This is a genomic window from Piscinibacter gummiphilus (genome assembly GCF_002116905.1).
In the GTDB taxonomy this organism is placed as follows: Bacteria; Pseudomonadota; Gammaproteobacteria; order Burkholderiales; family Burkholderiaceae_C; genus Rhizobacter; species Rhizobacter gummiphilus.
Genome location: NZ_CP015118.1, coordinates 12,991 through 34,982, shown reverse-complemented (window position 1 = coordinate 34,982; position 21,992 = coordinate 12,991). Strand labels below are relative to the sequence as shown.

The 21,992-nt window shown below is 59.3% G+C and carries 19 protein-coding genes; 9 read left to right on the top strand and 10 right to left on the bottom strand.

What is annotated here, in order from left to right; translation table 11 throughout:
• Positions 1–289: 289 nt before the first annotated feature.
• Genes A4W93_RS29380 through A4W93_RS00105 form a run of 3 tightly spaced genes read right to left on the bottom strand, consistent with a single transcriptional unit; the run spans position 290 to position 4,412 of the window.
• Entirely contained in the window at positions 290–1,027 is a 738-nt protein-coding gene (locus A4W93_RS29380) for a hypothetical protein (RefSeq protein WP_157131553.1), read from the bottom strand.
• Positions 1,024–2,133, bottom strand: a complete 1,110-nt coding sequence (locus tag A4W93_RS29375; protein ID WP_157131552.1) for a hypothetical protein — start codon at positions 2,131–2,133, stop codon at positions 1,024–1,026. The genes A4W93_RS29380 and A4W93_RS29375 overlap by 4 nt, the downstream gene beginning before the upstream one ends.
• Entirely contained in the window at positions 2,130–4,412 is a 2,283-nt protein-coding gene (locus A4W93_RS00105) for an ATP-binding protein (RefSeq protein ID WP_157131551.1), read from the bottom strand. The genes A4W93_RS29375 and A4W93_RS00105 overlap by 4 nt, the downstream gene beginning before the upstream one ends.
• A gap of 262 nt (positions 4,413–4,674) precedes the next feature.
• Here A4W93_RS00105 and A4W93_RS00095 point away from each other — a divergent pair, with 262 nt between their 5' ends.
• Positions 4,675–5,892, top strand: a complete 1,218-nt coding sequence (locus A4W93_RS00095; protein WP_085753981.1) for a DNA cytosine methyltransferase — start codon at positions 4,675–4,677, stop codon at positions 5,890–5,892.
• On the opposite strand, the gene A4W93_RS29370 is transcribed toward A4W93_RS00095, so the two are convergent.
• The gene (locus A4W93_RS29370) at positions 5,889–6,629 is read right to left on the bottom strand and encodes a hypothetical protein (RefSeq protein ID WP_157131550.1); all 741 of its coding nucleotides are present in this window, start codon (positions 6,627–6,629) and stop codon (positions 5,889–5,891) included. The two genes, A4W93_RS00095 and A4W93_RS29370, sit on opposite strands and share 4 nt — an antisense overlap.
• Positions 6,630–7,054: 425 nt before the next feature.
• Between A4W93_RS29370 and A4W93_RS30770 the strand changes: the two genes are divergently transcribed.
• The 4 genes from A4W93_RS30770 (at position 7,055) to A4W93_RS00080 (ending at position 10,037) form a co-directional block, all read left to right on the top strand.
• Positions 7,055–7,495: a very short patch repair endonuclease gene (locus A4W93_RS30770; RefSeq protein ID WP_085748676.1), complete on the top strand. Its 441-nt coding sequence runs from the start codon at positions 7,055–7,057 to the stop codon at positions 7,493–7,495.
• Between the two features lie 708 nt (positions 7,496–8,203).
• Positions 8,204–8,992 (top strand): hypothetical protein, encoded by a 789-nt coding sequence (locus tag A4W93_RS29360; protein ID WP_157131549.1) that lies wholly within the window; start codon positions 8,204–8,206, stop codon positions 8,990–8,992.
• Positions 8,993–9,280: 288 nt separating this feature from the next.
• Positions 9,281–9,775 (top strand): Xre family toxin-antitoxin system antitoxin, encoded by a 495-nt coding sequence (locus tag A4W93_RS00085; protein ID WP_157782096.1) that lies wholly within the window; start codon positions 9,281–9,283, stop codon positions 9,773–9,775.
• A gap of 67 nt (positions 9,776–9,842) precedes the next feature.
• Positions 9,843–10,037 carry a hypothetical protein gene (locus tag A4W93_RS00080; protein ID WP_085748674.1) on the top strand — a complete coding sequence of 65 codons (195 nt, stop codon included), beginning with the start codon at positions 9,843–9,845 and terminating at the stop codon, positions 10,035–10,037.
• 130 nt (positions 10,038–10,167) lie between these two features.
• On the opposite strand, the gene A4W93_RS29355 is transcribed toward A4W93_RS00080, so the two are convergent.
• The 6 genes from A4W93_RS29355 to A4W93_RS00055 are packed head-to-tail and all read right to left on the bottom strand — an operon-like array spanning position 10,168 to position 16,927.
• On the bottom strand, positions 10,168–10,809 hold the full coding sequence (locus A4W93_RS29355) for an AbrB/MazE/SpoVT family DNA-binding domain-containing protein (RefSeq protein ID WP_157131548.1): 642 nt from the start codon (positions 10,807–10,809) through the stop codon (positions 10,168–10,170).
• A complete protein-coding gene (locus A4W93_RS00075; RefSeq protein WP_085748673.1) occupies positions 10,806–11,345 on the bottom strand; it encodes an NIF family HAD-type phosphatase in 540 nt (179 codons plus the stop codon). The genes A4W93_RS29355 and A4W93_RS00075 overlap by 4 nt, the downstream gene beginning before the upstream one ends.
• Complete coding sequence (locus A4W93_RS00070) at positions 11,342–13,195, bottom strand: TniQ family protein (RefSeq protein ID WP_085748672.1); 1,854 nt, start codon at positions 13,193–13,195, stop codon at positions 11,342–11,344. The genes A4W93_RS00075 and A4W93_RS00070 overlap by 4 nt, the downstream gene beginning before the upstream one ends.
• Positions 13,196–13,221: 26 nt before the next feature.
• Positions 13,222–14,175, bottom strand: coding sequence for a TniB family NTP-binding protein (locus tag A4W93_RS00065; RefSeq protein WP_085748671.1), 954 nt, complete (start codon positions 14,173–14,175; stop codon positions 13,222–13,224).
• The gene (locus A4W93_RS00060) at positions 14,172–16,196 is read right to left on the bottom strand and encodes a TnsB C-terminal domain-containing protein (protein WP_085748670.1); all 2,025 of its coding nucleotides are present in this window, start codon (positions 16,194–16,196) and stop codon (positions 14,172–14,174) included. Before A4W93_RS00060 ends, A4W93_RS00065 begins: the two co-directional genes overlap by 4 nt.
• Positions 16,193–16,927: a hypothetical protein gene (locus tag A4W93_RS00055; RefSeq protein ID WP_085748669.1), complete on the bottom strand. Its 735-nt coding sequence runs from the start codon at positions 16,925–16,927 to the stop codon at positions 16,193–16,195. Before A4W93_RS00055 ends, A4W93_RS00060 begins: the two co-directional genes overlap by 4 nt.
• Before the next feature lie 927 nt (positions 16,928–17,854).
• Here A4W93_RS00055 and A4W93_RS00050 point away from each other — a divergent pair.
• The 4 genes from A4W93_RS00050 to A4W93_RS00035 are packed head-to-tail and all read left to right on the top strand — an operon-like array spanning position 17,855 to position 21,977.
• On the top strand, positions 17,855–18,055 hold the full coding sequence (locus A4W93_RS00050; protein WP_085748668.1) for a hypothetical protein: 201 nt from the start codon (positions 17,855–17,857) through the stop codon (positions 18,053–18,055).
• A 55-nt stretch (positions 18,056–18,110) separates the two neighbouring features.
• Positions 18,111–19,682, top strand: a complete 1,572-nt coding sequence (locus tag A4W93_RS00045; protein ID WP_085748667.1) for a class I SAM-dependent DNA methyltransferase — start codon at positions 18,111–18,113, stop codon at positions 19,680–19,682.
• Positions 19,672–21,033 (top strand): restriction endonuclease subunit S, encoded by a 1,362-nt coding sequence (locus A4W93_RS00040; protein ID WP_085748666.1) that lies wholly within the window; start codon positions 19,672–19,674, stop codon positions 21,031–21,033. Before A4W93_RS00045 ends, A4W93_RS00040 begins: the two co-directional genes overlap by 11 nt.
• On the top strand, positions 21,030–21,977 hold the full coding sequence (locus A4W93_RS00035) for a DUF4268 domain-containing protein (protein ID WP_085748665.1): 948 nt from the start codon (positions 21,030–21,032) through the stop codon (positions 21,975–21,977). Before A4W93_RS00040 ends, A4W93_RS00035 begins: the two co-directional genes overlap by 4 nt.
• The last annotated feature ends 15 nt before the right edge of the window (positions 21,978–21,992 follow it).

The window sequence follows — 21,992 nt, the reverse complement described above, 5'->3', positions numbered from 1 at the left end:
TTTCCAAATCGGCTTGTACTCGCCAAGAGTCGGTCGATCGCGGGCAGTAAGAAGGAGCCGTCTCCGCATGAGGGCTCAAGCAGTCGCCGATTGGTGAGATCCACGCTTGCCGACCATCCAATTCGATCCAAGATAATACGCGCGACCTCTGGATCGGTATACACAGCACAGTGTGCGTGAATGGTGGATACCGCTGCCTGAATGGACCCGGACCTTTCTACAAGGTCGCCTTCGGCAAATTCGGGTGCAGTTTCCTCGTCGGAGCAAGATACTTTCGAATGAAGATCCATCACCAACCCCTTTTGGTAGAAGAGTCGTGAGCTGGCAGCATTGCCACTTTCGCAGTATACGACTGAAGCGCGCTGAACCTTGTTTGCTTGACGTCAGATTTCCACTGCGTGTGGATATCGTTCAAGTAAGCCATCGTGCGTTTCTCTTGTCCGTTTCGCACCGCCGTGACATTCCACTGATTTCCGCCCGCGCGTTGGTGCCTCTCCCAATCGGTCGGGTGCAATTCGCAAAGCATTATGTCCGCACAGTCCGTTGGCAAAAATGCCATGGCCACCAGTCTGGGGATTGGTAGCCCCCCAGTCTGAGACTCTGCGACCTGCACGTGCAACTGTGGTCCGAGTTGCCCGATGTTCTTGTAGTCGAAATGCAGTTCAAGGCTAGGCTTGTCTTCGCGCTCGACTTTCACATGGGTAGAGCCGTGCGATATTTCCCAAACAGGTCCGCACTTCTTCTGATTAACTCCGGCCGGCCTTGTAAAGACACATTCAAATCCCAGAGAGAAATGCGCTGGTTTTGGTTTTTTACCTGGAGCGTCGTATTTTCCGCTTGGCTTGAATACTACTTCCTGGATAGTGGACCATGTCCAACTTGAATTCGCCCGAGAGATTCCCGCGCGCAGATCCTGTTCCAGCCTTCTTAGAGCGGGTACAGACGAGTGAGGCACGAATTTTTCAGCCAATGCGGAGAAAGCTTTCACCTCTCCAGCGTATGCTTCAAGATCAATTCTCGCGCTCACGACTGCGCCACCAGCTCTGCTTGATCTTCCAGCCGAACTTTGCGAGCTAGCACTTTGCTTTGCTTTGCATCTTCAATCTTTACCCACGACGGGGGGGCTTGGGAAGGAAAGTACTCGTCTGAAGCGCGAACGCACTCCGTTACAGGTGCGAGCTCGTCCGTTTCCACGAGCTCTTCATTAGAGACGACAACCCAGTCTCCCGCCAGTAACTCTTCAAGTACTACAGGTGCGACTAAGCGCTTCATATAGGACGAACGGGCGACGGAGTCTCGGGGTATGTCAAAGGCAATGGTGTCGATTCCGGCCGACCACCAACGAGGGCCATCAAAACCGTCAAGAATCCCCTCATAGGACATTCCCTTGAGCATCGACGAAAGAAGTGTCTTCTTCTTTATGGCTTCGGTAAGGCAACTTACGGTAATGCCTAGTCTTGCCGCCAAGTGCGGGGAACGAACCACGAAGCTCGGATGCGGGAGTACTTGGCGAACCATCCAGGCGACCAAGTCTCTCGGGACGGCTGACACTGGAGGCCGCCAGCTATCGACGTCCAGAACGGCGGCGTTGCTCCAAATCACATCAACCGGTAGCCCCAACACGCTCTGTGCCAAGGCTGCCGTATATCGCGCTGGCTTCACTTGCCCGAACGATCGATGAGCATTGCGAATTGTCGCAACCGCATTCGCCAAAGCAACAACTTCATCAATTGGGTCGGACGGCTTATGAGCCACTTTTGCGGAGACCCACTCGACTCCCAACTGCTCCGCGATGATGTGACGGCGTGCGTAATCAAAACGGCCAATTGCCGCTTCCAGATGACTGCTCACCAACACAGACGGCGGTCTTGCGTCGCCGACGACTCGGCGAAGTTGGTGGAACACGCCAAGCCCGCTACGTCCAGTGCCATCTAGGCTTGGTTCATTGCGCTCATGTTCGACGGTAAAGTAATCGAACACCCATAGATTAGCCTTAGGCGCCACTTTCGCGGCTTCATTTAGCGAATCTGGCAAATACTCATCGAATCGATCATTCACCCGCTTTAATCGCGCGTGCCCCAAAAGCCCTTCTGGGTCGTCGTCGACGTACAGAATATCTCCCTGACTTTTCATTTCTTGTGGACTCCCCATCTAATGGCGGTTGCATAGGTTGGACTTGGAGCAACAAATTCGATGACGCCGCCGTATTCTTGAATAAAGGCGCGAGTTATAGTTAAACCCATACCCATCCCCTGCCCAAGCACTGCGTCTGGCCGCTCCGTGGTCGAGTGGAATGCTTCGAACAATTTTTCTGATCGACCAAGGTCAACCGATACGCCGCTATTTTCTATCGTGACATATAGCATGTCGCCCAGTTCTTCCGCAGTCACCTTAATTCGGCCCTCCTCCTCGGTGAATTTGACGGCGTTAGAAAGTAGGTTTGTGAAGATCCCTGCTAGCTCAGCCGGGAACATCGGGGGAGTCCTAAGAGCTTCCGGGATAGTGTCAGAAAGTTCTATTTTTTTCCGCTCCAGTCGGGTTCGGAAAAAAGGAAGTACCGCTTCGAATCTCTCCCGTAGCGGAAGTCTAGATCGTCTTTTTCGACCTTCGAAGGAAGTTGCATCAACTAAATATGTCGCGTTGCGGCGAATTCTTTCTGCCATCGCAAGAGCTGTCTTTCGCGCTCGCTGGACCTTGGACCTAGGTTCACGAGAACGAATTTCGTGAAGCGCCTCATCGAGGTCACCCACAATAACGGCGGCCTCAAGTGCCAACGCATTGATTTCATGCACGAAGGCAGCTAATTCCGTGCCGAGACTAGCCAGCACTCGCCACATGATAGCTTCGCTCCCAAACCGCTCAGATAGATCTTGAACCGTCTGTAAATGTGGCTGAGCGGCTTGCGCTGCGTCCGCGGCTTTTTGAAAGTTCTTGGTCTCAAGCGCCGCTCGAACGGCGGACAATTGATCGGCTACGGCGAGCGCACTCTCGCGGACGCGAAGCGCCGCCGGAGTTTCGCTAACGTCGGCTCTTTGAGCAGCGAGGCGTTGAACCTTCCTGTCAATCTCTCGAACTTGCTTTACTTCCTTGCGACTTGCATACCCAAGTCTAACAATGAGGTCGGTAGTTACTCTTACCCACTCCGCTATGAAATCTAAACCAGGACCTGGGAGGAACCCTTCTCGATTTACAAGCATCTCCAGTTCTGGCGTCGAGGTACGATGCAGAAACACGGCGCCCATATATGCGGGACTTGACTGGAGTGCCAACTCTTCCTTTTCAAGTCCCGAAGGCAAGTCCTTTATATCCGTTCGGTCTAGCGAAGTTAGTTTTCGGTGGCCTCGGACTCTGTATGCCCGATCCATGCTGAGCCAATCATCAGTCAAGTCACCGTAAGGAGGGACCCGAAATCCTTCCATAAATATTCTGATCCCCTGTACTGCCGGGTCCCAAGCGCCCTCTCGCTGCAGAATTCGGGCACGAAATGACGGCCCGGCTCCCTTAGAGAGCTTTCTCGTAAAATGGAAGGACTCAGATGTAGGATATTTGCGCAGCGTCGCACTAGTTGGAGCAATAGCAACCCGAAGGTCGCCGCTCTCTCGTAAGAACTCGATCTCCGCAATCCAACCGGCAGTTTGTGCGATGTCAGGAGTAACTACATCAGGAATTGAGAGATCACCGACGAACTGAATTTCGAATCCGGGGTCCGTGTTCTGTTGATCTCTTACCGGTACGGTATCGAAAAGTAATGGCTCGGATGTCAAATTCGGCGGCAGTTGTTGCCACAGAGCTTTAACTGGGGCGAGCGTAACTGCCTCTCGAAGAAAGGTTTCGACCATCCGCGGCGTCCACACGCGCCTGAGCGGAGCCATAGTCAACGTTGTTCCGCTTGGTTGCGGCTCGCCGAGCTCCTTTGTTTGGACTTCAACGGCACCAGAAGCAGCTATCCTATCCAGGGTTTCAACCGCTTCTACTCGGTCCCAATCGATTCGAGCGCGAGTAATCGCCTCGGCGGCCGGCAATGCAACCTGACCCCGGAGGACACCGGCAGCTTTCCGTGAGTGAACCTGCAGTGCTCGCGCCAGCTTGTGAGCAGCGAGACGGCCAACCCCTTTCTCGCCGGTGAATCGTCGCCCGAACGCGGCTGAGCGACGATCACCAGAGACCTTGCTTCGTCCTGCAATTCGAAGGAAGCCCTTCTCAAACTCAGACTCGCTCATCCCGACGCCGTCGTCTTCTACCACGATTGATCCCGCGGCAGCGTCTCTCAAATTCGTTCCGCGAACGGTCACGACCGTAGCATCCGCGTCGTAAGCGTTCTTAATAAGCTCGACCAGAGCCGTCGCTTCTTTAGCGACCAACAGCTCTCCGAGCTCCTGAAACAGCTTGGTGTCAACAGTAAACGCAGCCACTCAGTCTCTCCAACCGAGTTGGCTTTTAGTGCGAGGGCGTAGCAGCGTAGCAGTGGCCATGACGTACGATGTCGAGGACGACGTAAGGGTTAGAACGCAGAACAGCGATCCCGAAAGGGATGCTGCCGTCGGGTGCATGACGCTAGCACGATTTTCATGCCAGGCGTCCGAGGTCATGAAGCCGAAACTGCAGGTGTGACTATATGCACGTATGCGTTTCTGCATTTGTGCGTTTGCGCATCTGCGTGCTAGCATGTCTCATATGAAAGTTGCAGGGCTGTTCGCAGGCATCGGGGGCTTTGAGCTAGGTTTTGAGGAGGCCGGTCATCACGCGGAACTACTCTGCGACATCCTTCCAACCGCTCAAGAGGTACTCAAAGAGCACTTCCCACGAGCGGAGATCGTTGGAGACGTGATTGGACTCCAGTCGTTACCTAATGACATTGAAGTCCTCACGGCCGGTTTTCCGTGCCAAGACCTTTCACAAGCAGGGAACACTGCGGGCTTAGCTGGTCACAGGAGCGGCCTCATTGGAGAAGTGTTCCGACTTCTTGAGAAGCGGAAGAAGGCACGGCGACCAGTGCCATGGGTCGTTGTTGAAAACGTGCCATTCATGCTGCAGCTCGGTGGCGGTAGTGCCATGAGAGCCATCATCAACGAGTTTGAGCGCCTGAAATACAGGTGGGCGTACAGGGTGTTAGACAGCAATAGCTTCGGTCTTCCTCAGCGGCGGGAGAGGGTGTATCTCGTTGCGTCGACAGAAGGCGATCCCGCTGACGTGCTTCTTGTTGACGACAGGCCCATGCAGCGACCGGCCACTGATTTAGCGCGCTTTGCTCACGGCTTCTACTGGACTGAAGGTCGTGGCGGCTTAGGGTGGGCGGTCGACGCTGTTCCGACTCTTAAGAACGGCAGCACCATTGGTATTGCGAGCCCCCCAGCGGTGCTCCTTCCGAACGGAAGCGTTGTTAAGCCTGGCATTATTGCGGCAGAGGGTTTGCAAGGATTCCGTGCCGATTGGACTAAACCAGCTGAACGTGTAGCCAAAGCATCTTTAAGGTGGGCGCTTGTAGGCAATGCTGTGAGCGTCCCAGTCCCAAGGTGGATTGGCGGACGCATCAATAATCCCGGCACCTACGACCGCAGTAGAGATCAGACATTTCCCGCCCAAGGACGTGCGCCTCGGGCGGCGAGATTCGACGGCAAGCATCGCTTCACGGTACACATTAGTCCGGACCCCATCGGCCTCCGCTCCCCATCCCTACAGGGATTTGTTGAGCAAGATTGCACCCCGCTATCGTTGCGTGCCACCGCAGGCTTCCTCGAGCGAACGCGACGTGCGACGTTGCGATTCGCCCCGGGCTTCATTGAAGCCGTGGAAAAGCACCTTGATGTTGTCACTGCAGTAGAGGGGAAGGCTCAGGCGACGAAGGTGTTGAACGCCCTTGCCAAGCGGCGGCAATCCGCTTTACTTACCTAGATTTTGGCGAATCGCGTTGCGTAGAGCTGTGCCAGTCGTCGAACAAACCGATCGTAGTCAAAGTCCGATGAAAGGGCAGGCGCGGGAGGAGCCTCTGTCACAAGCTTTATTGGACTTCCGTCGTTTTGGCAGGAAACGACGACAGCACCTATTGCATCAAACCCTTCATCACCAGTCTTCGACCTACATTGCAGCTTCAGCAAGCCTTCTAGAACAAGGCTTGCTGCTTGAGGTTTATGAACGGAAACGCGGGTGGGTAAAGTTCCCAACTCCCAGTCGTTCATATCCGGAGAAATGAACGTGTCTGCAGCATTTACAAGAACGATAGCTGCTGCAATTGCATCATTGTTGTCACCATGAATCGTCTGGTGAGAGCTCGTCAATTCATCATGTAGACGAGGCCGCGCTTTCTGGTGAGCTGTCATAGCCGCCTTAGCTTCAGTAGCGAGCAGCACGGTGGAAACTCCTGACAGGGTTAGAGTTGGCAATTTTCCAAGCTCAGCCAACTCTTCTGCGTTTAGGTCCACTCCGTAGGACTCTGCCAATCCCGCGAAGTCTGTAGCTCGACGCACGCCGCCGCGGGAACCACCGCTGCTGTTTTGCGGCGCTTGTGTGCAGATAACCAAATCCAAGTTCTTTTTCTTTTTATTCCGAAAATCATGCATCTCATGGTTGATGCCGAGACCAACTTTACCGGCGGCCGCGTGTTCCCTAAGCAATGAGCAATGGAGCAACAAGTCTAGAACGAGCCCCCAACATGCAATCTTTGAGTGTCGATCACTACGGGAGTGGTACTGCCAATGGTTTCCGTGCGCGAACTTCTTCGAACCAGTTCCGTTCGTCGGTTTGCTGAGTGTACGAGTTAGTATTTGCGGTCCGAGCGTTGTCACTAAGACGCACCTTCCAAAAATCGCGTTATACCCTCGCGCACGACATCGCTTATGGTTACGCCTCGTGAGGCGGCCAGCACCTTCAAACGTTGCCGTTCTTCTTTAGTCAAGAGTACCGATATCCGAACGGCATTTTCGGAAGATGGTTCTTGCTGAAGCTGAGCAACAGACCGCCTTGCCGACTGACGCGACGCTGTCTTGGTCATGGTCGAAACATTCGCAGCACGTACATGCACATACGCATACAGTGTAGCTCCTAGCCGCACATAGCAATGACTGACACCATATCTCGCTCGGCAAGAAGCGAACTGATGGGGCGAGTTCGTCAAAAAGACACGAAGCCGGAAATGGTTGTCCGGAGGATCTTGCACTCAGCTGGCTTTCGGTACGTGCTACACCCGGGAGGACTGCCTGGCAGGCCAGACATCGTTTTTCCTCGATATGGCGTCGTGCTATTTGTACATGGTTGCTTTTGGCATGGTCATGACTGCCGAGCGGGCAGAGCACCCTCGTCGAACTCAAGCTACTGGTCGACCAAAATCGCAGAAAACCGATGCAGAGATGAACGGAAAAGCCGAGAACTCCAATCGCTTGGGTGGCGAGTCGCCGTCATCTGGGAATGCGAGACGAAGGGGTCGCTCCTGAAAGCGCACTCATCCCGATGGGCAGCGCTCATAAAAGACGAGGGCATCTCCGCAAGAACCAAGAGATGATTCATTCGCACGGTTCAAGACGAAGCATCGTCCGATGCGGCCCATCTATCGCTAAACACGTGCGCTTGCTAAACAGCACAAACGTCTCAAGATGTGAGGGCATCTATGACGTGATGTCTCACAGACTTTGGCAAAGCACATGGCTTAGTCTCGACTCGGCGAACCTGACACGAAACTATCTCTTCTAAAGCATCACCATTGTAGAGAGCCTCATAAGGCGAGAAATCGCCCCCTTGCAGATCAACAACTTGCGTGTGGGCGACAGGCATAAAGTGAGAAGGCGGCACTCATAAGATGAGAATTTGCCGCTCTGGCCGTGAGGCCCTGCCGCATTCGCTCTTCTGCACAGCCGAAAGCATGACGCGATTCTTGCACCGGGGAGACCTTGCTCCGTCGACGCGCGGTCATGTGTGGCGTGGCTTGGTTATAACTCGAAATGCCGCCTATTTGAAGGGCGTTCTTGAGCCTCTGGCTGAACGATCCCGGCAAGCCGTGGCAGAACGGAACCGACGAGAGCTTCAACGACAGTTCCGAGACGAGTGCCTCTCGTTGGGTGGTTCCGCTCACGACGCGAGGGCGGCGGTCGTCATCGAGGCTTGCCGCAAAAGCGTGATGGATTCCGCCCCACAGAGCCAATCGCGATGCCTTGCATGAGCTCCGCGTTCTGCTACGACGAAACTGGCAGCACAACAGCCCCAGCGCAGCGGAATGGAACCTGACGACTTTTCATTGCAGACGGCCCGAAACCAGTACCAGTATCCCTGGGTGTATGTGGATGCCCTGGGTGGACATATGGTTAGAGGCGTGGACCATCCGCGGCCAGCGACCGAGGCGCAGCTTGCGCTGATGACCGACACTCTCTGGGTGGAAAGGCACCGGCGCCTGCTCAGCGCCGCCGAGGACGACAAGGTCCTATTGGGACTGGTCTCGGTTAACTACTGGGGCTACTACGGCAGTTCGAGCGTTGAGCGGCGGCCAACTCCCGCACGTGCCTTGGCAAGAGCTCGTTGGGTCCGAGACGGTCGCCCGAACACGAACGGGCCTGTACCTCTTGCTGCCATTGCAGCGCAAGTACGCCTTGCCAGGGATCGTGTTGGCGCAGGGCACTTTGGGCAGGCGCTGCAGGCTATCAATCAAGTGCCAGAGTTCGGGCAGATGTCCTTCGGCTCAAAGGTCCTAATGGCGATGGCCCCAGAGCGGTGCGGCGTCTACGACAGCATCATCTTCGCCTCGCTGCAGGACGCTGGCCCCAGATGGGCAGGATATGTCGCGCATCCGAATCAAGGCATGAACGGCCGCAAGGCCGACGTGTATCAACGCTGGTGTGAGCTGCTTGCACACCGCGCCCAAACTATGAACGCTCACGGTGTCGAGGTCTCGGGATGGCATCCATCCGGTGAGCGCGATACCCGGCGACAAGCATGGCGCGCGGTTGATGTGGAGCGGGCGTTCTTCCACACGAAGGACGCGGCAGTATTGGGCGTCCCTATTCATTGAGACGGCGCACGCTTACGTAAGAACTACTTGCAGCGATTTCCGCCTGGAATGAATCGCGACGAGTTGACGCGTACTTCGCAGAAGTCGAAAGGGTCGCGGCCTTCGCCACCGATGGGGAGCGCGCTTCGCCAATGCCTAACCTGGTGATCTAAAAGGCTTTCCACCGAACGCGCGCGAATTCCCGCATGTTCGGTGGAAAGCCTTGCTAATCAATAACTTAGGGCCGTCTTCCGCCAGAACGGTCGTGGAAGGACAATGGCTCGTCTCGATGGACATCAGGATGTAGGCATGCCCAACGCGCAAGTTCAGCCGACCAAGCATCCGACCGCGAGGGCCGATGCGAAGTGCGAAGCGCTGCCAAGTTACCGATCCTTCCTTGCAATGGAGCCCATCGAGCGGATCAAGACGGTGAAGCAGGGCGTTTCGCCCGCGCTGGCCGACAGACTTTGCCACGACCTGGGCATGTCACGAGCCCGCCTGTGTGAATGGGCTGGCATCTCGTCAAGGACCGTTGCACGATGTTCGCAACGAGGGCTGCCGCTCGGCAAGACAGAAGGCGAGCACCTTCTCGGTGTGGCACGCCTTGTTGGGGAGGCAGAGCAGATCGTTGCCGAATCAGGCGACCAGGATGGCTTTGACGCTGGGCGATGGTTGGCCGGATGGTTGTCCACACCACACCCGGCTCTGGGTGGCCACCTGCCTTGCGAGTACGTGGGCTTGTTCGACGGCCGAGCTTTGCTTTCGTCACTCCTCCGAAGGATGCAGATCGGCATCTACGCCTGAACTTTGACGCGTGGTTGCCGGCGCATACTGAACCCCACGATCCATGAAAGCGCACAGGAGATAGCCCATGCCCCGTCCTCCGACACCAGCCGGCTTCGGCAGTTGGCTCGATTACGCCGTCGAGACGATGGACACCAGGACGGCGCTGATGGAGCATCTTTTTTCGAAGGACGAGGGTCAGTGGTCGCAAGAGTCGATCAAGCAGGCGGTCCGAGACGAACTGACAGAACTTCGGCGTCGCGCAGCCAAGTCAACCGGCTAGCCGCCTCGCGCTGACCTGGCACATGCGTCATGCTCGTCACCGACCTAGACGGTGTCGTTCAACACAAGTCCGTGCTCCGGCGCGCTCGCCATCGCATCTACGTGAACCAGATGGCAGCCCGACCTCGCTCTCACCGGCGTTGGCGTTTGGGCCGGGCTGTTCGCCGAGGATCGAGTGGTGCCTCGAACTCCTTCTGAATCTGCGCCGGCAGCGGAGCATCGAAGTCCGCCGGCACGTTCAGCTTTCCATCGAGAAGCCCAACCCTGATGGCCCGTCGCTTCGGCTGGCCGGTGGAGTTCTTGGTGGTCACGTCTGCGTTCTTTCGAATGAGTACCGCCCCGTCCTCTCGTACCTCCATCGTCAGCTTGTCTCCGGGTACGACTTTCAGAGCTTCGCGAATCTCTCGAGGCAGCGTTGCCTGACCTCGCTTGTTGAGCGTCGATGAAGGCATGCCAATCTCCTTGGTGACGACGGTGCTACCCGTGCTTTCTGTGCCCGCGCCCGTAGACGACTGACCGATGCTTGTGGTCGCGCAGGGGTACGTTGGCGTCTGAGGCCCATCGTCTACCCACGGCACAACCGCCATTGGGTAGCCGAGTTCGTCCTCTCCGAGGTCTGGTTGATCCGGTAGAGGGCGAAATGCCGCGCTCGGCGACTGGCATAGCCTGCAGTGCGTGAGGTTGTAGCGGCGTTCCTCATCAGCGCCATCGAGCACCTCGGCTCCTACGGCTTCGTGCACAACGCCACAAACCGTACAGCCGGCGAGCTTCATGACACCGCTCCTGGACTTACCCGTTCCTCGAGCTTCTCGAGAACCTTGGTCAGGCCGGTGTCACTTCCATCGAACGGTGGTTCGAAAGGCTCCGCCTGGACCCACTGGGCCTGTTGACCTGGATGAACGTAAGCAGCCAAGTCATCGACCAGGAGGGCCTCGCCAACCGGGCAGCCGGGAATGAAGCTCAAGTCCTTGGTAGTCCCCGTCCAATGCACGTATTCCAGCTCTCGAAACCATTCAGGAGCGGCCCTTTCATCCACCAACGTGCCGGCGATGTCACGGAGCAGTTGTTCACGCACGGTGGTGAACATCACGACCCTCGGAAAGAGCTCCCTGCATCGCACAAGGAACTCGAAGAGCCCGGGTCGCGGAAACTGGGACACAGCGCTGCTGATGAGCGTTGCCTCCAAATCCAACGCCAAGACGCGCGCTCGCGGCTTGTCACGCGCGGACGGAACCGCTGCCTCCGAAGAAGGCGTATCGGCGCTCTCCGGGCCAGAGATTGCAGCAGCGGATGAGGGGCGCCTCTTCATTTCGGTTTCCTCCTTCGACCTGCTCGCCCATCCCGAACGGCAAGCACGCCGAGGTTTGCTGTCCTCATTGCCAGCTCGGCCACATCGGACAACCTGACCAGCATCCCTCGTTGGGTTCCCGAACTGGTGGCCTTGCCGGCAATGACACCGATGTGTGCAAGGCGCTTTGCCATGAACGACGAGCGGCCGCCGACCAGCCTGGCCAGGTCCGACACCGGCATGTAGGTGCGGTTGAAGGCCAGGAGCTGGGCTGGCATCACCACCCTGCACGGCTGGCCGCGCAACACAATGGGATGGGACTCCAGCAGGCCTGTCTCGATCCAGTGGTCGATGCTTTCGTGCTTCCAGCCGGTCAGCTTGGCCAACTGGCTCACGGAGAGTCCGGCCTCAAGCAATGGCGTCCCGAAGAAGCGTCGCACCTCGGCCAACGGGTACTGCAACTTGCCTACCCGGTCAGCGGGACCTTGGGCAACAACCTCCCCTGACTGGATCGCACGCATGAGTGCCTGGATCGCCGTGTTGTCACCCAGGCGCCGGCTGGTCAGGTCCGCAAAGCCAATCCGTTCGCCGGCCGTTGGGGTCTCAGCCAAGTTCGTCATCAGCGTCGCCTGCACATCCGCGATGGCACCGGCGCGGAAGGGGCCACCCTTGAAGACATCCTTCACCCAGTCGTAGTCCGCGTCGACCAGGCCAGCGGCCACCATGTTCGTCAGAACCTTCGGTGACACACCCAGCGAACGGCACGCCTCCGCCTCAGTAGTCCAGCCGCGGCGGGCCTCGACGATGCGCTCAAGGTCCGTGCGCAGCACTTCGTAGACGGTGCCCTTGGTGCCGAATCGCCGGCTGCGGTGCTCGATCTGCCGCGCCGCGATGGCTCGCCTCAGCGTCGGCACGGTCATCTGGCCATGCTTGGCAGCATCCTTGAGTCGGACGTATCTCAGGTCGTCCCAGTTCCCTGCGTCCTCCATGCCGATCACGCCATCGAACTCGGCGGCGGCAATGCGTATGACAGGGGACAGAAAGCTCCTCAAGGCGCCAGTGGACGCCACCGCCAGCAGATGCCTGAACCAGGGGCCAAGCAGTGTTTTGAGGGTTCTTGCATCTGCCGGACCGGCGGCGATGCGGGTCCGCACATGCTGTTCGTAGGACACAGGCCACTCGGCGAGTAGCGTTTCCAGGGGCGCCAGAAACTCGAGCGCCTCACGGACAGACCCCGGGTTGGCGGAATTGCGGCGCGGCGGCTCGGCCGCAGGATCGAAATGCAGGCAGAGCGTACGCACCAGTTCCGCGAGCTCCGCCGAAGGTGTGCCACGAAGGTCTGGCAAATCGCCGGGAGGCGCGTCGTCTCCCGGCAGCAGGAGGCTGGAGAGCCAGAGGTGGACCGACGGGGCAGGCACTGCGGGGATCGAACTGAGGTCCTGCCCGCAGTCGCACTGCTCGATCCGTTCGCGATGGATGGACAGGAAGGTGTCGCAGGCCGGGCAGCGCTCCACAAGTAGCGTTCGATGCGTGGCGCAGGCAGTAACGTAGCCGTGCTCCCAGCCAATGCGCAAATACATGTCCTCGCTCAGACACCGGGGACAGACGGCGTCGTGGTGACCTCGGTGCAGGGAACGCAGTGCCTTCAGCGACTCTTCCCTCTGCGTGATGGCCGTTGTCCATTCGCTGGGCAGGTTGTACATCGCGGCGATGTGTTCCGGCCGGCTCAGCAACCCTGTCCGCGACGGAGACGCTTTGGCGAGCGACGCGAGCTCCCTCCAATTGCGCAGTCCGTTGGCGCCAGCGAGGCGCCGGTAGTAGCCCAAGGGAGATTCGTCCGCTTTGGGCTCGAGGTGATAGGTCAGTTCCATCAGGGCGATGAGTTCGAGTTGACGCTCTAGCGGCGGCGGACGTTGGGGAGCGGTTCGATGTCCAGGATGTACTGGTACGCCTGATTGAGGTGCGCGTCCGAGACCTCCTCGTTTGCGAAGGGTGTGTTCAGCGGGTTGCGGGTTCCGCCGGCTCTTTCGGAGGCCTGCTTGCAGTCATGCAGGGTCAGGGGTCGCGGTTCCTCCGTGCGAGGGCGAATGCACAACTCCTGCATGAACTTGCTCAGCGAGCCAACGAGCCCCCCGCTGTGCAGGTAGCAGTTCTTGACCAGCCCTTTGAACGGAACGTCGATGGGCCAGCCACATTCGGCAAACATGTCCGCGTAGGTTCTGACGCACTGCGCGAAAGCCTCCTGCTGCGCGTCTTCGTTGAAGTTGTAGGGCAGGAGTTCTCGTTTTGCCGTAGCGCGTTGACGAAGCTGGTCGTTGCTGTCGATCAGCAACTGCAGCCGCGGGATGCCGGTCATGAAGATGCTGAGACCCGCGCGGTCCGACAGCACCTTGAGCATGTCGCCGGCCGAGCGGGGCAGGAGGCGCGCAGCAGGCTCGACAAAGTGACTGGCCTCATCGAGCAGCAGCACCTTGGTGCCAAGCCGCTGCAGTTGCTCGGCTGCATGCAGTTCCAGGTCAGCTGCACCCTCTCTTCTTCGAACTGGAACCTTGAGGGCCTCCAGTACCAGGGTTGGGAAGGACTTCGGCGAAATGGCCCGAGAAAGCGGCATGTACAACACCGGCACGCGACGCACACCGTCGACGCGGAACTCCGGGTGGTCAACAGACAGCGCCTCCATGAGCATGGACTTGCCGGCGCGAGAGGGACCAACTACCCACTCGACCCGAGGAGCGAAGCCTGCCAAGGCGTCCTCGATGCGCTCTCCGAGCCACTCGTAGTGCAGCAGGAACTTCTGATGATTCAGTTTGCAGGATTCGATGCGGCGGCGAAGCTCGTTCGCGGAACTCATTGACCGTCCTTCTTGGGTTTGCGACTCAGAACTGCGAGTGCGGGCACCGAGGCCCAGCGTTCGGCGGCACCTGCCATCGGTGGATGGCCAAGGGCTGGTTCGGGTGGGGGCAGCGGGTTGCTGGCACTTCGTAGAACGGCGCCGTGCTCGCGGGCATGCTTCGTTGTTTGCTTGGAGCTCGCCTGCTTCGTGGCGGACTTCTTCGAGGGCTTGGGTGCCTTCTGGGTCGCCGTCGCAACGCCAGCAGAACGGTTGAAGATGTCGCGGCGCAAAGCTTCGGAGCCGGTATCGACGTTCTCGGCACGCAGTTCCTCCAGCATCCTTTTCGCGTCGACGAAGCTGTACGCGGGCGTGGACGGCACGGCAGCCGTGTTGACCAGCGGGATCAACGTCTCGCGGTCGGCATCGAGGACGTACACCACGCGAAAGTCGTCTCTGTCGACCAGCACAGTGACCTCGGTCTCACCGAACTTCCGGATGAGCTCCGGCAGCCGGTCACCGCGGAACTCGAAGGTGTCGTACGTGATGCCCGATTTACGGGAAAGGGGCAGTACATGCCAGTCGAAAACCACCGAGCGCCAGGCATCAACGCTGATCGGCAGCGGCATCGGGCGCAGCAGCTTCTCGGTCAGCGTTCGATGGCGAAGCAGCGGGGTAGAACCCAGGTTCTCGCTGTCGATGAAGATCGAGTGCTCGAGCCGTTCGAGCGGGTGGTTTGCCCAATACTCGAAGTAAAAGCGAACGATCCACCGCTCCAGCTCCTCGATGGTCATGACTGGATCACCGAGCGCGGCTGGATCACGCTGGCCGTCCTTGCCGTCGAAGCGAGTGCAGCCCGGTAGGGTTTGCAGATACGATTTCAAGGACCGGTTCAAGCGCTCGATGAAGGGCTTGTGGTGCGGATGCCTTGACTTCAACCGCACGAAGTCGATTCCGATGCGAGAGAGTTTGAGGATTCGGTCGCTCTTGTTCTCGGCCCCGTTGTCGGCGACGATTTGTTGTGGCGTTCCGTAAATGTCGAAGTCGTAGTTCAGCCCCAGTGCTTCAAGGCGTGGCGCCTTGGGGAAGAGGATGGTCTCGATGCAAGCAAGGGTGGAGGTTGTTCGCGGGGCGCCTATCACGAGATGCCATCCCACCGGCATTGATGTGTAGCAGTCGATGGCGTGGACGAGCCAGACGTCAGTTGAGTCACCATATGGAGTTCTGACGAGCCAGGGGAGGTGCAGACCATCCTGCTCAATACGCTCGAAGAGCCCCTCCGCGCGAATGGTGCGGCCGGCCACGGCCTTCGCTGCGATGGCGTCCTGAGGGTCCATGCGGGCGTGTTCGGGGTCTGCATGAAGGTCCTCCCGAATCACGCGCTGTACGTACTTCTTGCTGACCTTGCGATCCTTCTCCTTCACATCTGGGTTATTTCGCAGCCAGTCCGGGGCCTGCAGTTGCTGGTTGATGTACTCCGTTGTGGCTGCCAGCGTCCATGTTGACTTGGTCTTCAGATACAGGCCAGCGCTGTCGATCACTGCTTTGCGGACAGCGTCTGAGTGCTTGGGATCGCGATTGCCCTTCTTGGCGTTGCCCTTGCGAACGGGCAGTCCCTTCGTGTTCTCGTTCCACAAGCGGTAGACATGAGAGAGGGAGGGTAGAGACTCGAGGTCAGGCGCCTGAGCCGCGACGAGTTGTTCCCGCAGCGTGATGTAGGCCTTATTCAGGCTCAGCTGGCGCTGTTTTCGAAGTGAATCGAGCGAGGACAGCATGCGCAGAGTCGCGAGCGTCGCCGCATCCTCGTCGGGGGACCGATTCGTCTTGGGCGCGGCCAGCATCACCCCGCGGCGACGTACGCGCAACTGTCCCCATGCGATTTGCTCACGCAGTTCTGATTCGTCGAGGATGAGCTCAGTCCTCTTCCCGATGTCGAGCACCTTGATGCTCTGGATGCGTGGCAGGCAGACTTGTACCTCGTACTGCGCCTCAACACCGACAGGCGCCCAGAGTTCGTCACCCGGAAGAAAGCCCGCCCTCATGCTGAGAGCCTGTCCACGAGTTCGAGGTGCTGGAGGCTGCCGTAGGCGGGCGTTACCGGGGATCGCCCTTCGATGCGATGCGTGATGACGTCCATCGACAGTACGCCGTGCACCAGCAGCGACGGCAGGTAGTCGACGGAGATGCCCAGTCCGGTGACGTAGTCCGCCACGGTGCGAGCACCATCGTCGGCCAGGCGTTCAACGCGGTCGACGACATCGGTGGTGGGCCGCACGTCCTTCCGCATTGAGGCCAGATACATCAGGCCGGTATTGGCATGAAGGGGATGGGAGAGATCGTCCGGAATGTAGACGCGCAGAAACTCATGCCCGTAGTGCTTCAGCACCTCGGCCGCCTGCGTCATGCGCTCGTGGTCGGCATTCTGCCCCGGGAATCCCTTGAGCTTGACCTCGATGGTGATGAGGCGGCAATTGCCATGCTCCACGCTGAAGTCTGGCGTATACAGCGAGGGGCCTGGCCGTCCGGCATATCGTTGACGCGCGATGTTCCGCTCTTCCGCCGTGCGCAGCAGACGGCGCTCGACGAGGTCGACCGCGAAAGGCTGCCGACGAAAGTGGCGAACGCGCGGGTCCAGTCCGAGGAGGCGAGCGACCAAACGCTCGGCGTTGTTCTCGAACACGAGCGTGCCGCCGCCCTTGTCGACATGCGTGATGACCGCCGCCCGACCGAACGTCGGCGTGACCTTGCGGACGCCGGTGTCGATCTTCTTCATGCCGGGGCGGCTGCTGTATTTCCTGACGACCACTCGAACCTCAAAACCACGACGCAAACCAAGCCGCCCGCGATTGCGCCGAAGCTCGCGAACGGTTAGGGTTCAGGCGTCTCGGGATGAGATGAAGAGCCGCCAGACCCTCTCGAATCTGGCAATCTAGGGCTCGTCAACGAGGCCGGTCAAAAGCTTTTTGCGACCGGTTGGCAGACTGCAATTTCCTTGTTATACCGGCCGCCGAAAACAGTTGTTGAGGCGCGACAGAGCCTCGAAAACTGGGGCGTTCAGTCGCATCGTCGCGTGCATTCGACGGCCACGAAGCTGCCCCTGCGACGAGCAATCGGACCGGTGCACTTGAGGCCCAGAAAGCGATCCTCGTCTGCGCGTATGCATGCGCGCAGCGCCCTGGTCGGGTTCGAACGCGCGACCTTCCATCAAGGCGGACGCACAGCTGGTCGCATCGCTGACCCTGCTCATTGCAAGTGGCAAATCCCGCGAACATCGCGCCCGAGCGCCATGGATTTGCCATGCTGAAATCCTCAACGCTGAAAGCATCGCTTCAGCGTTGATCCTCGCCTTTGGGTTGCTGGTGTGATTCCCCTGAGAGTAGAGAAGGGAAGCCTCACCTAAGGCGAAGCCACCCCGACCGTTCGGCCGAGCCTCCTTCGAAGCTCCCCGGCGTGCAGCATGCCGGGTCCGCTCTCCGCCAGACGTTTGCACCAGGGCTCTAGCTTCGCCACCCCGCCCGGATTCTCAGAGCACTACCCCACAGTCCCAGGTGTCCCGCAGCCGCTGTCGTCATGTCTCTACCCGGCTGCGCGGCAGCCGGCATTCGCCCGCTGCATCACCGTATAGATCAATCCCTGTGGCATCGTCAGGTGGACCTGATACGCTCTGCAAAACGCTAGCGTTTTTCACACAGGAGCTTCCTTGGCAGTCACGAAAACCGAAGTCGTCAGCGTTCGCGTCCCACCGGACGTGAAAGCTGCCTTGGTCACCGCGGCGGAACAGGAGCGGCGCAGCCTTGCTTCCATGGTGGAGTTCATGGTCGTGGACTACTGCAAAACGCATGGCATTAACCTCGCAACGGCTCCCATTGCCAAGCCCGCCAAGTCGCGTAGATCGACGTAGGCAGGGCTGACCAGGGAGCCGCGCGGATGACACAGAACAAACACAGCACGCCGGAATGAATCAGGACCTCAAGAAAACTCTCTGGGCCACAGCAGACAAGCTCCGCTCCAGCATGGACGCGGCCGAGTACAAGCACATCGTCCTCGGGCTCATCTTCCTCAAGTACATCTCGGACTCCTTCGACCAGCGCCAACAGGAGCTCTACATCGCCTTCGGGAACGAAGGCGATGAGCTCTACCTGCCCGACCCCGAAGACCGCGTCCTGGCCGCCGAGGAGCGCGACTACTACACGATGGCCAACGTCTTCTGGGTGCCTGGGCCGGCACGCTGGGAAACCATCCGTGCCAACGCCAAGCAGGTGGACATCGGCACCCGCATCGACCTGGCGCTGGAAGCCATCGAGGCCGACAACCCGCGGCTCAAGGGCATCCTGGACAAGCGCTTCGGCCGCGCGCAGCTGGAGCCCGGCAAGCTCGGCGAGCTGATCGACCTCATCTCCACCATCGGCTTCGCCAGCAGCGACGCCCACCACGCCAAGGACCTGCTGGGCGAGGTCTACGAATACTTCCTCGGCCAGTTCGCCAATGCCGAGGGCAAGAAGGGCGGCCAGTTCTACACGCCGGCCAGCGTCGTGAAGGTGCTCGTGGAGGTGTTGGCCCCGCACAAAGGCAAGGTCTACGACCCCTGCTGCGGCTCGGGCGGCATGTTCGTGCAGAGCGAGAAGTTCATCGAAAGCCACGGCGGCAAGTTCGGCGACATCTCCATCTACGGCCAGGAAGCCAACCCCACCACCTGGCGCTTGGTGGCCATGAACCTGGCCATCCGCGGCATGGACTTCAATCTGGGCAAGGAGCCGGCCGACACCTTCCACCGCGACCAGCACCCCGACTTGCGCGCCGACCACGTGCTGGCCAACCCACCGTTCAACATCAGCGACTGGGGCGGCGACCGGCTGCTCGACGACAAACGCTGGGCGCACGGCACGCCGCCCACCGGCAACGCCAACTACGCCTGGCTGCAGCACATCCTGCACCACCTCAGCGCCCGCGGCACCGCCGGTGTAGTGCTGGCAAACGGGTCCATGTCGTCCAACCAAAGCAGCGAGGGTGACATCCGTCGCGCCATGGTCGAGGCCGATGTGGTGGAGGTAATGGTGGCCCTGCCGCCTCAGCTTTTTTTCAACACCACGATCCCTGCCTGCCTGTGGTTCCTGGCCAAGGACAAGAGCAAGGGTGGTCGCGACCGGCGCTGCGAGATGTTGTTCATCGACGCACGCAAGCTGGGGCGCATGGAATCGCGGGTAAACCGCGTACTCGATGACGAGGATGTGGCGCGCATTGCCGGCACCGTGCACCGCTGGCGGCAAGATGGGGAGGACGACTCAGACGAGGCGTATGCCGACGTGCCGGGTTTCTGTCGAGCGGTGAAGCAGGCGGAGATTGCCGAACATGGCTACGTGCTGACGCCAGGGCGCTACGTGGGCGCGGAAGCTGCGGACGACGACGACGCGGCGTTCAACGAGAAGATGGAGTTGCTGACTGCGCAATTGGCCGAGCAAATGGTTAAAGGGGCAGAGCTTGATGCGTTGATTCGCGAGAAGCTCGAGGAGATAGGCTATGCGGTCTGAATCGGGCGACTCTGGCTCCGGCACACCTACTGCTGCACTAAAGACGCTCGCTACGAAAATTCGCTCTGGAGCTACCCCAAGGGGTGGATCGAGCAGCTACCTCGGCAGGAGGGATAGATACACCCTCGTTCGCAGCCAGAACGTACTGGACCATGCGTTCACCGAGGAAGGACTCGCGAACATTTCGGATTCGCAGGCGTCAGAGCTCGAGGGTGCTGAATTGCAGCCTGACGATGTGCTGCTGAATATCACCGGCGACGGCACTACCTTTGGTCGCTCGTGCTTGGTTCCCACTCGGGTGCTTCCTGCCTGTGTGAATCAGCACGTCATGCTGATTCGACTGAATCGGGAAAGGTGCCATCCGGGCTTTCTCGCAGCTTGGCTGGCTCTTCCCGAAACAAAGGCCTATATCGAATCCTTCAATGCTGGCGGGAGCCGAAGGGCGATCACAAAGGGGCACATAGAGTCCTTCCAAGTGCCGATACCCGACTTGTCAGTGCAGCAGCGCATTGCAGAGTTCTCAGCAGCTATCAACGACCGTATCGACCTCCTGCGCCAAACCAACGCCACCCTCGAATCCATCGCCCAAGCCCTGTTCAAAAGCTGGTTCATCGACTTCGACCCAGTGCGCGCCAAAACCGAAGGCCGCGAACCCGAGGGCATGGATGCAGCCACGGCGGCGCTGTTTCCCGCCGAGTTCGAGGAGTCGGTGCTGGGCTTGATTCCGAAGGGGTGGAGCGTGCAGCCGATTGGCGAACTGGCGGAAGCCGTCGGTGGTTCGACGCCAGACACCAAGAACGCAGCTTTCTGGGAGCCAGCGCTGCATCACTGGACTTCCCCGAAGGACCTGTCCGGAGCGACAGCCCCTGTGCTTCTCGATACTGAGCGAAAAGTCAGCAAAGCCGGACTTGCAAAGATTTCGTCTGGGTTGCTTCCCGTCAGCACCTTGCTCATGTCATCCCGTGCGCCAATCGGCTACTTGAGCGTGACGCGAATACCGGTGGCTATCAATCAAGGCTATATCGCGATGCTGCCGGGTGGTCAACTGCCGCCGCTGTACCTCTACTTCTGGTGTCAGGCCAACATGGACGCCATCAAGGGCCGTGCAAACGGCTCGACGTTCATGGAAATTAGCAAGAAGGCCTTTCGCCCGATACCTGCGCTGCTGCCGCCATCAAAGGTTGTCGAGCAGTTTGTCGAACTGGCGAAAGTGCTGTTCGACCGATTGACGGAGAACGAGCGTCAGGCGTATTCGCTGGCCAACTTACGAGACGCCCTGCTCCCCCGCCTCATCTCCGGCAAGCTCCGCCTGCCCGAAGCCCAAGCCCAACTGGAGGACGCCCTCGCATGAAATCCCCACTCGGCAAGCTGGAGCGCATCCCCCTGCGCAAGGCCTGGGCCCACGAAGCCGGCGAGTTCACGCCCTGGTTGGCGCAGGCCGACAACCTCACCCTGCTGGCCGAGTCATTGGGGCTGAATGAGCTCGAATTGGCGGGTATCGAGCATCCAGTCGGCGACTTCAAGGTCGACATCCTCTGCACCGACGATGGCGGCAAGGTCATCATCGAGAATCAGCTCGAGAAGACCAACCATACGCACCTCGGCCAAATCCTCACCTACGCTGCGGGCGTCGGCGCGCGCAAGGTCATCTGGGTGGCCGAGTCCTTCCGCACCGAGCATGTGGCGGCGCTCGAGTTCCTGAACCAGCACACGACCGACGAGTTGGACTTCTTCGCGGTGGAAATCGAGCTCTGGCGGATCGGCGATTCGCCCATGGCCCCGAGCTTCAACGTGGTGGTCAAGCCCAACGACTGGGCCAAGACCGGGCAGCAGAATGCCAAGGTGGCCGCCACCATGACGCCGACCAAGCAGCGTCAGCTGAAGTTCTGGACCGATTGGTCGACCTGGTTGCAGGACAAGGGTTCCACACTGCGCACGCAGAAGCCGCTGCCCCAGCACTGGACCAACATCGCCCTGGGCCGCGCTGGCGTGCACCTGGCGGCCACCGTGAACTCGCGCGAAAGCCGTGTGGGCATGGAGGTCTACATCGACCACGACAACTCCAAGGCCATGTTCAAGCAACTGCTAGCCCAGAGGGACTCCATCGAAGGCGAGCTGCAGCTGAGCCTGAACTGGCAGGAACTGCCTGACGGGCACGCCTGCCGAATCATCCAGGTCCGCCCCGAGTCGCCGTTGGTGGACGAAGCGCAGTGGCCGGCCTACTTCACCTGGCTGGAGTCAGCGGCCTTGCGGATGTCGGAGGTGTTCCGCCCCCGGGTCAAAGCCCTGACCTGAGCAAAGCACTCAAGG

Excerpts from the sequence above, each read along its gene's own strand:
- A4W93_RS00060 (WP_085748670.1), bottom strand. The coding sequence starts at position 16,196 with ATGAGGGCGGGCTTTCTTCCGGGTGACGAACTCTGGGCGCCTGTCGGT.
- A4W93_RS00085 (WP_157782096.1), top strand. The coding sequence starts at position 9,281 with ATGCCCAACGCGCAAGTTCAGCCGACCAAGCATCCGACCGCGAGGGCC.
- A4W93_RS00045 (WP_085748667.1), top strand. The coding sequence starts at position 18,111 with ATGAATCAGGACCTCAAGAAAACTCTCTGGGCCACAGCAGACAAGCTC.
- A4W93_RS29360 (WP_157131549.1), top strand. The coding sequence starts at position 8,204 with ATGGAACCTGACGACTTTTCATTGCAGACGGCCCGAAACCAGTACCAG.
- A4W93_RS00075 (WP_085748673.1), bottom strand. The coding sequence starts at position 11,345 with ATGAAGAGGCGCCCCTCATCCGCTGCTGCAATCTCTGGCCCGGAGAGC.
- A4W93_RS00035 (WP_085748665.1), top strand. The coding sequence starts at position 21,030 with ATGAAATCCCCACTCGGCAAGCTGGAGCGCATCCCCCTGCGCAAGGCC.
- A4W93_RS00040 (WP_085748666.1), top strand. The coding sequence starts at position 19,672 with ATGCGGTCTGAATCGGGCGACTCTGGCTCCGGCACACCTACTGCTGCA.
- A4W93_RS29375 (WP_157131552.1), bottom strand. The coding sequence starts at position 2,133 with ATGAAAAGTCAGGGAGATATTCTGTACGTCGACGACGACCCAGAAGGG.
- A4W93_RS30770 (WP_085748676.1), top strand. The coding sequence starts at position 7,055 with ATGACTGACACCATATCTCGCTCGGCAAGAAGCGAACTGATGGGGCGA.
- A4W93_RS00095 (WP_085753981.1), top strand. The coding sequence starts at position 4,675 with ATGAAAGTTGCAGGGCTGTTCGCAGGCATCGGGGGCTTTGAGCTAGGT.
- A4W93_RS00065 (WP_085748671.1), bottom strand. The coding sequence starts at position 14,175 with ATGAGTTCCGCGAACGAGCTTCGCCGCCGCATCGAATCCTGCAAACTG.
- A4W93_RS29355 (WP_157131548.1), bottom strand. The coding sequence starts at position 10,809 with ATGAAGCTCGCCGGCTGTACGGTTTGTGGCGTTGTGCACGAAGCCGTA.
- A4W93_RS00080 (WP_085748674.1), top strand. The coding sequence starts at position 9,843 with ATGCCCCGTCCTCCGACACCAGCCGGCTTCGGCAGTTGGCTCGATTAC.
- A4W93_RS00055 (WP_085748669.1), bottom strand. The coding sequence starts at position 16,927 with ATGAAGAAGATCGACACCGGCGTCCGCAAGGTCACGCCGACGTTCGGT.
- A4W93_RS00070 (WP_085748672.1), bottom strand. The coding sequence starts at position 13,195 with ATGGAACTGACCTATCACCTCGAGCCCAAAGCGGACGAATCTCCCTTG.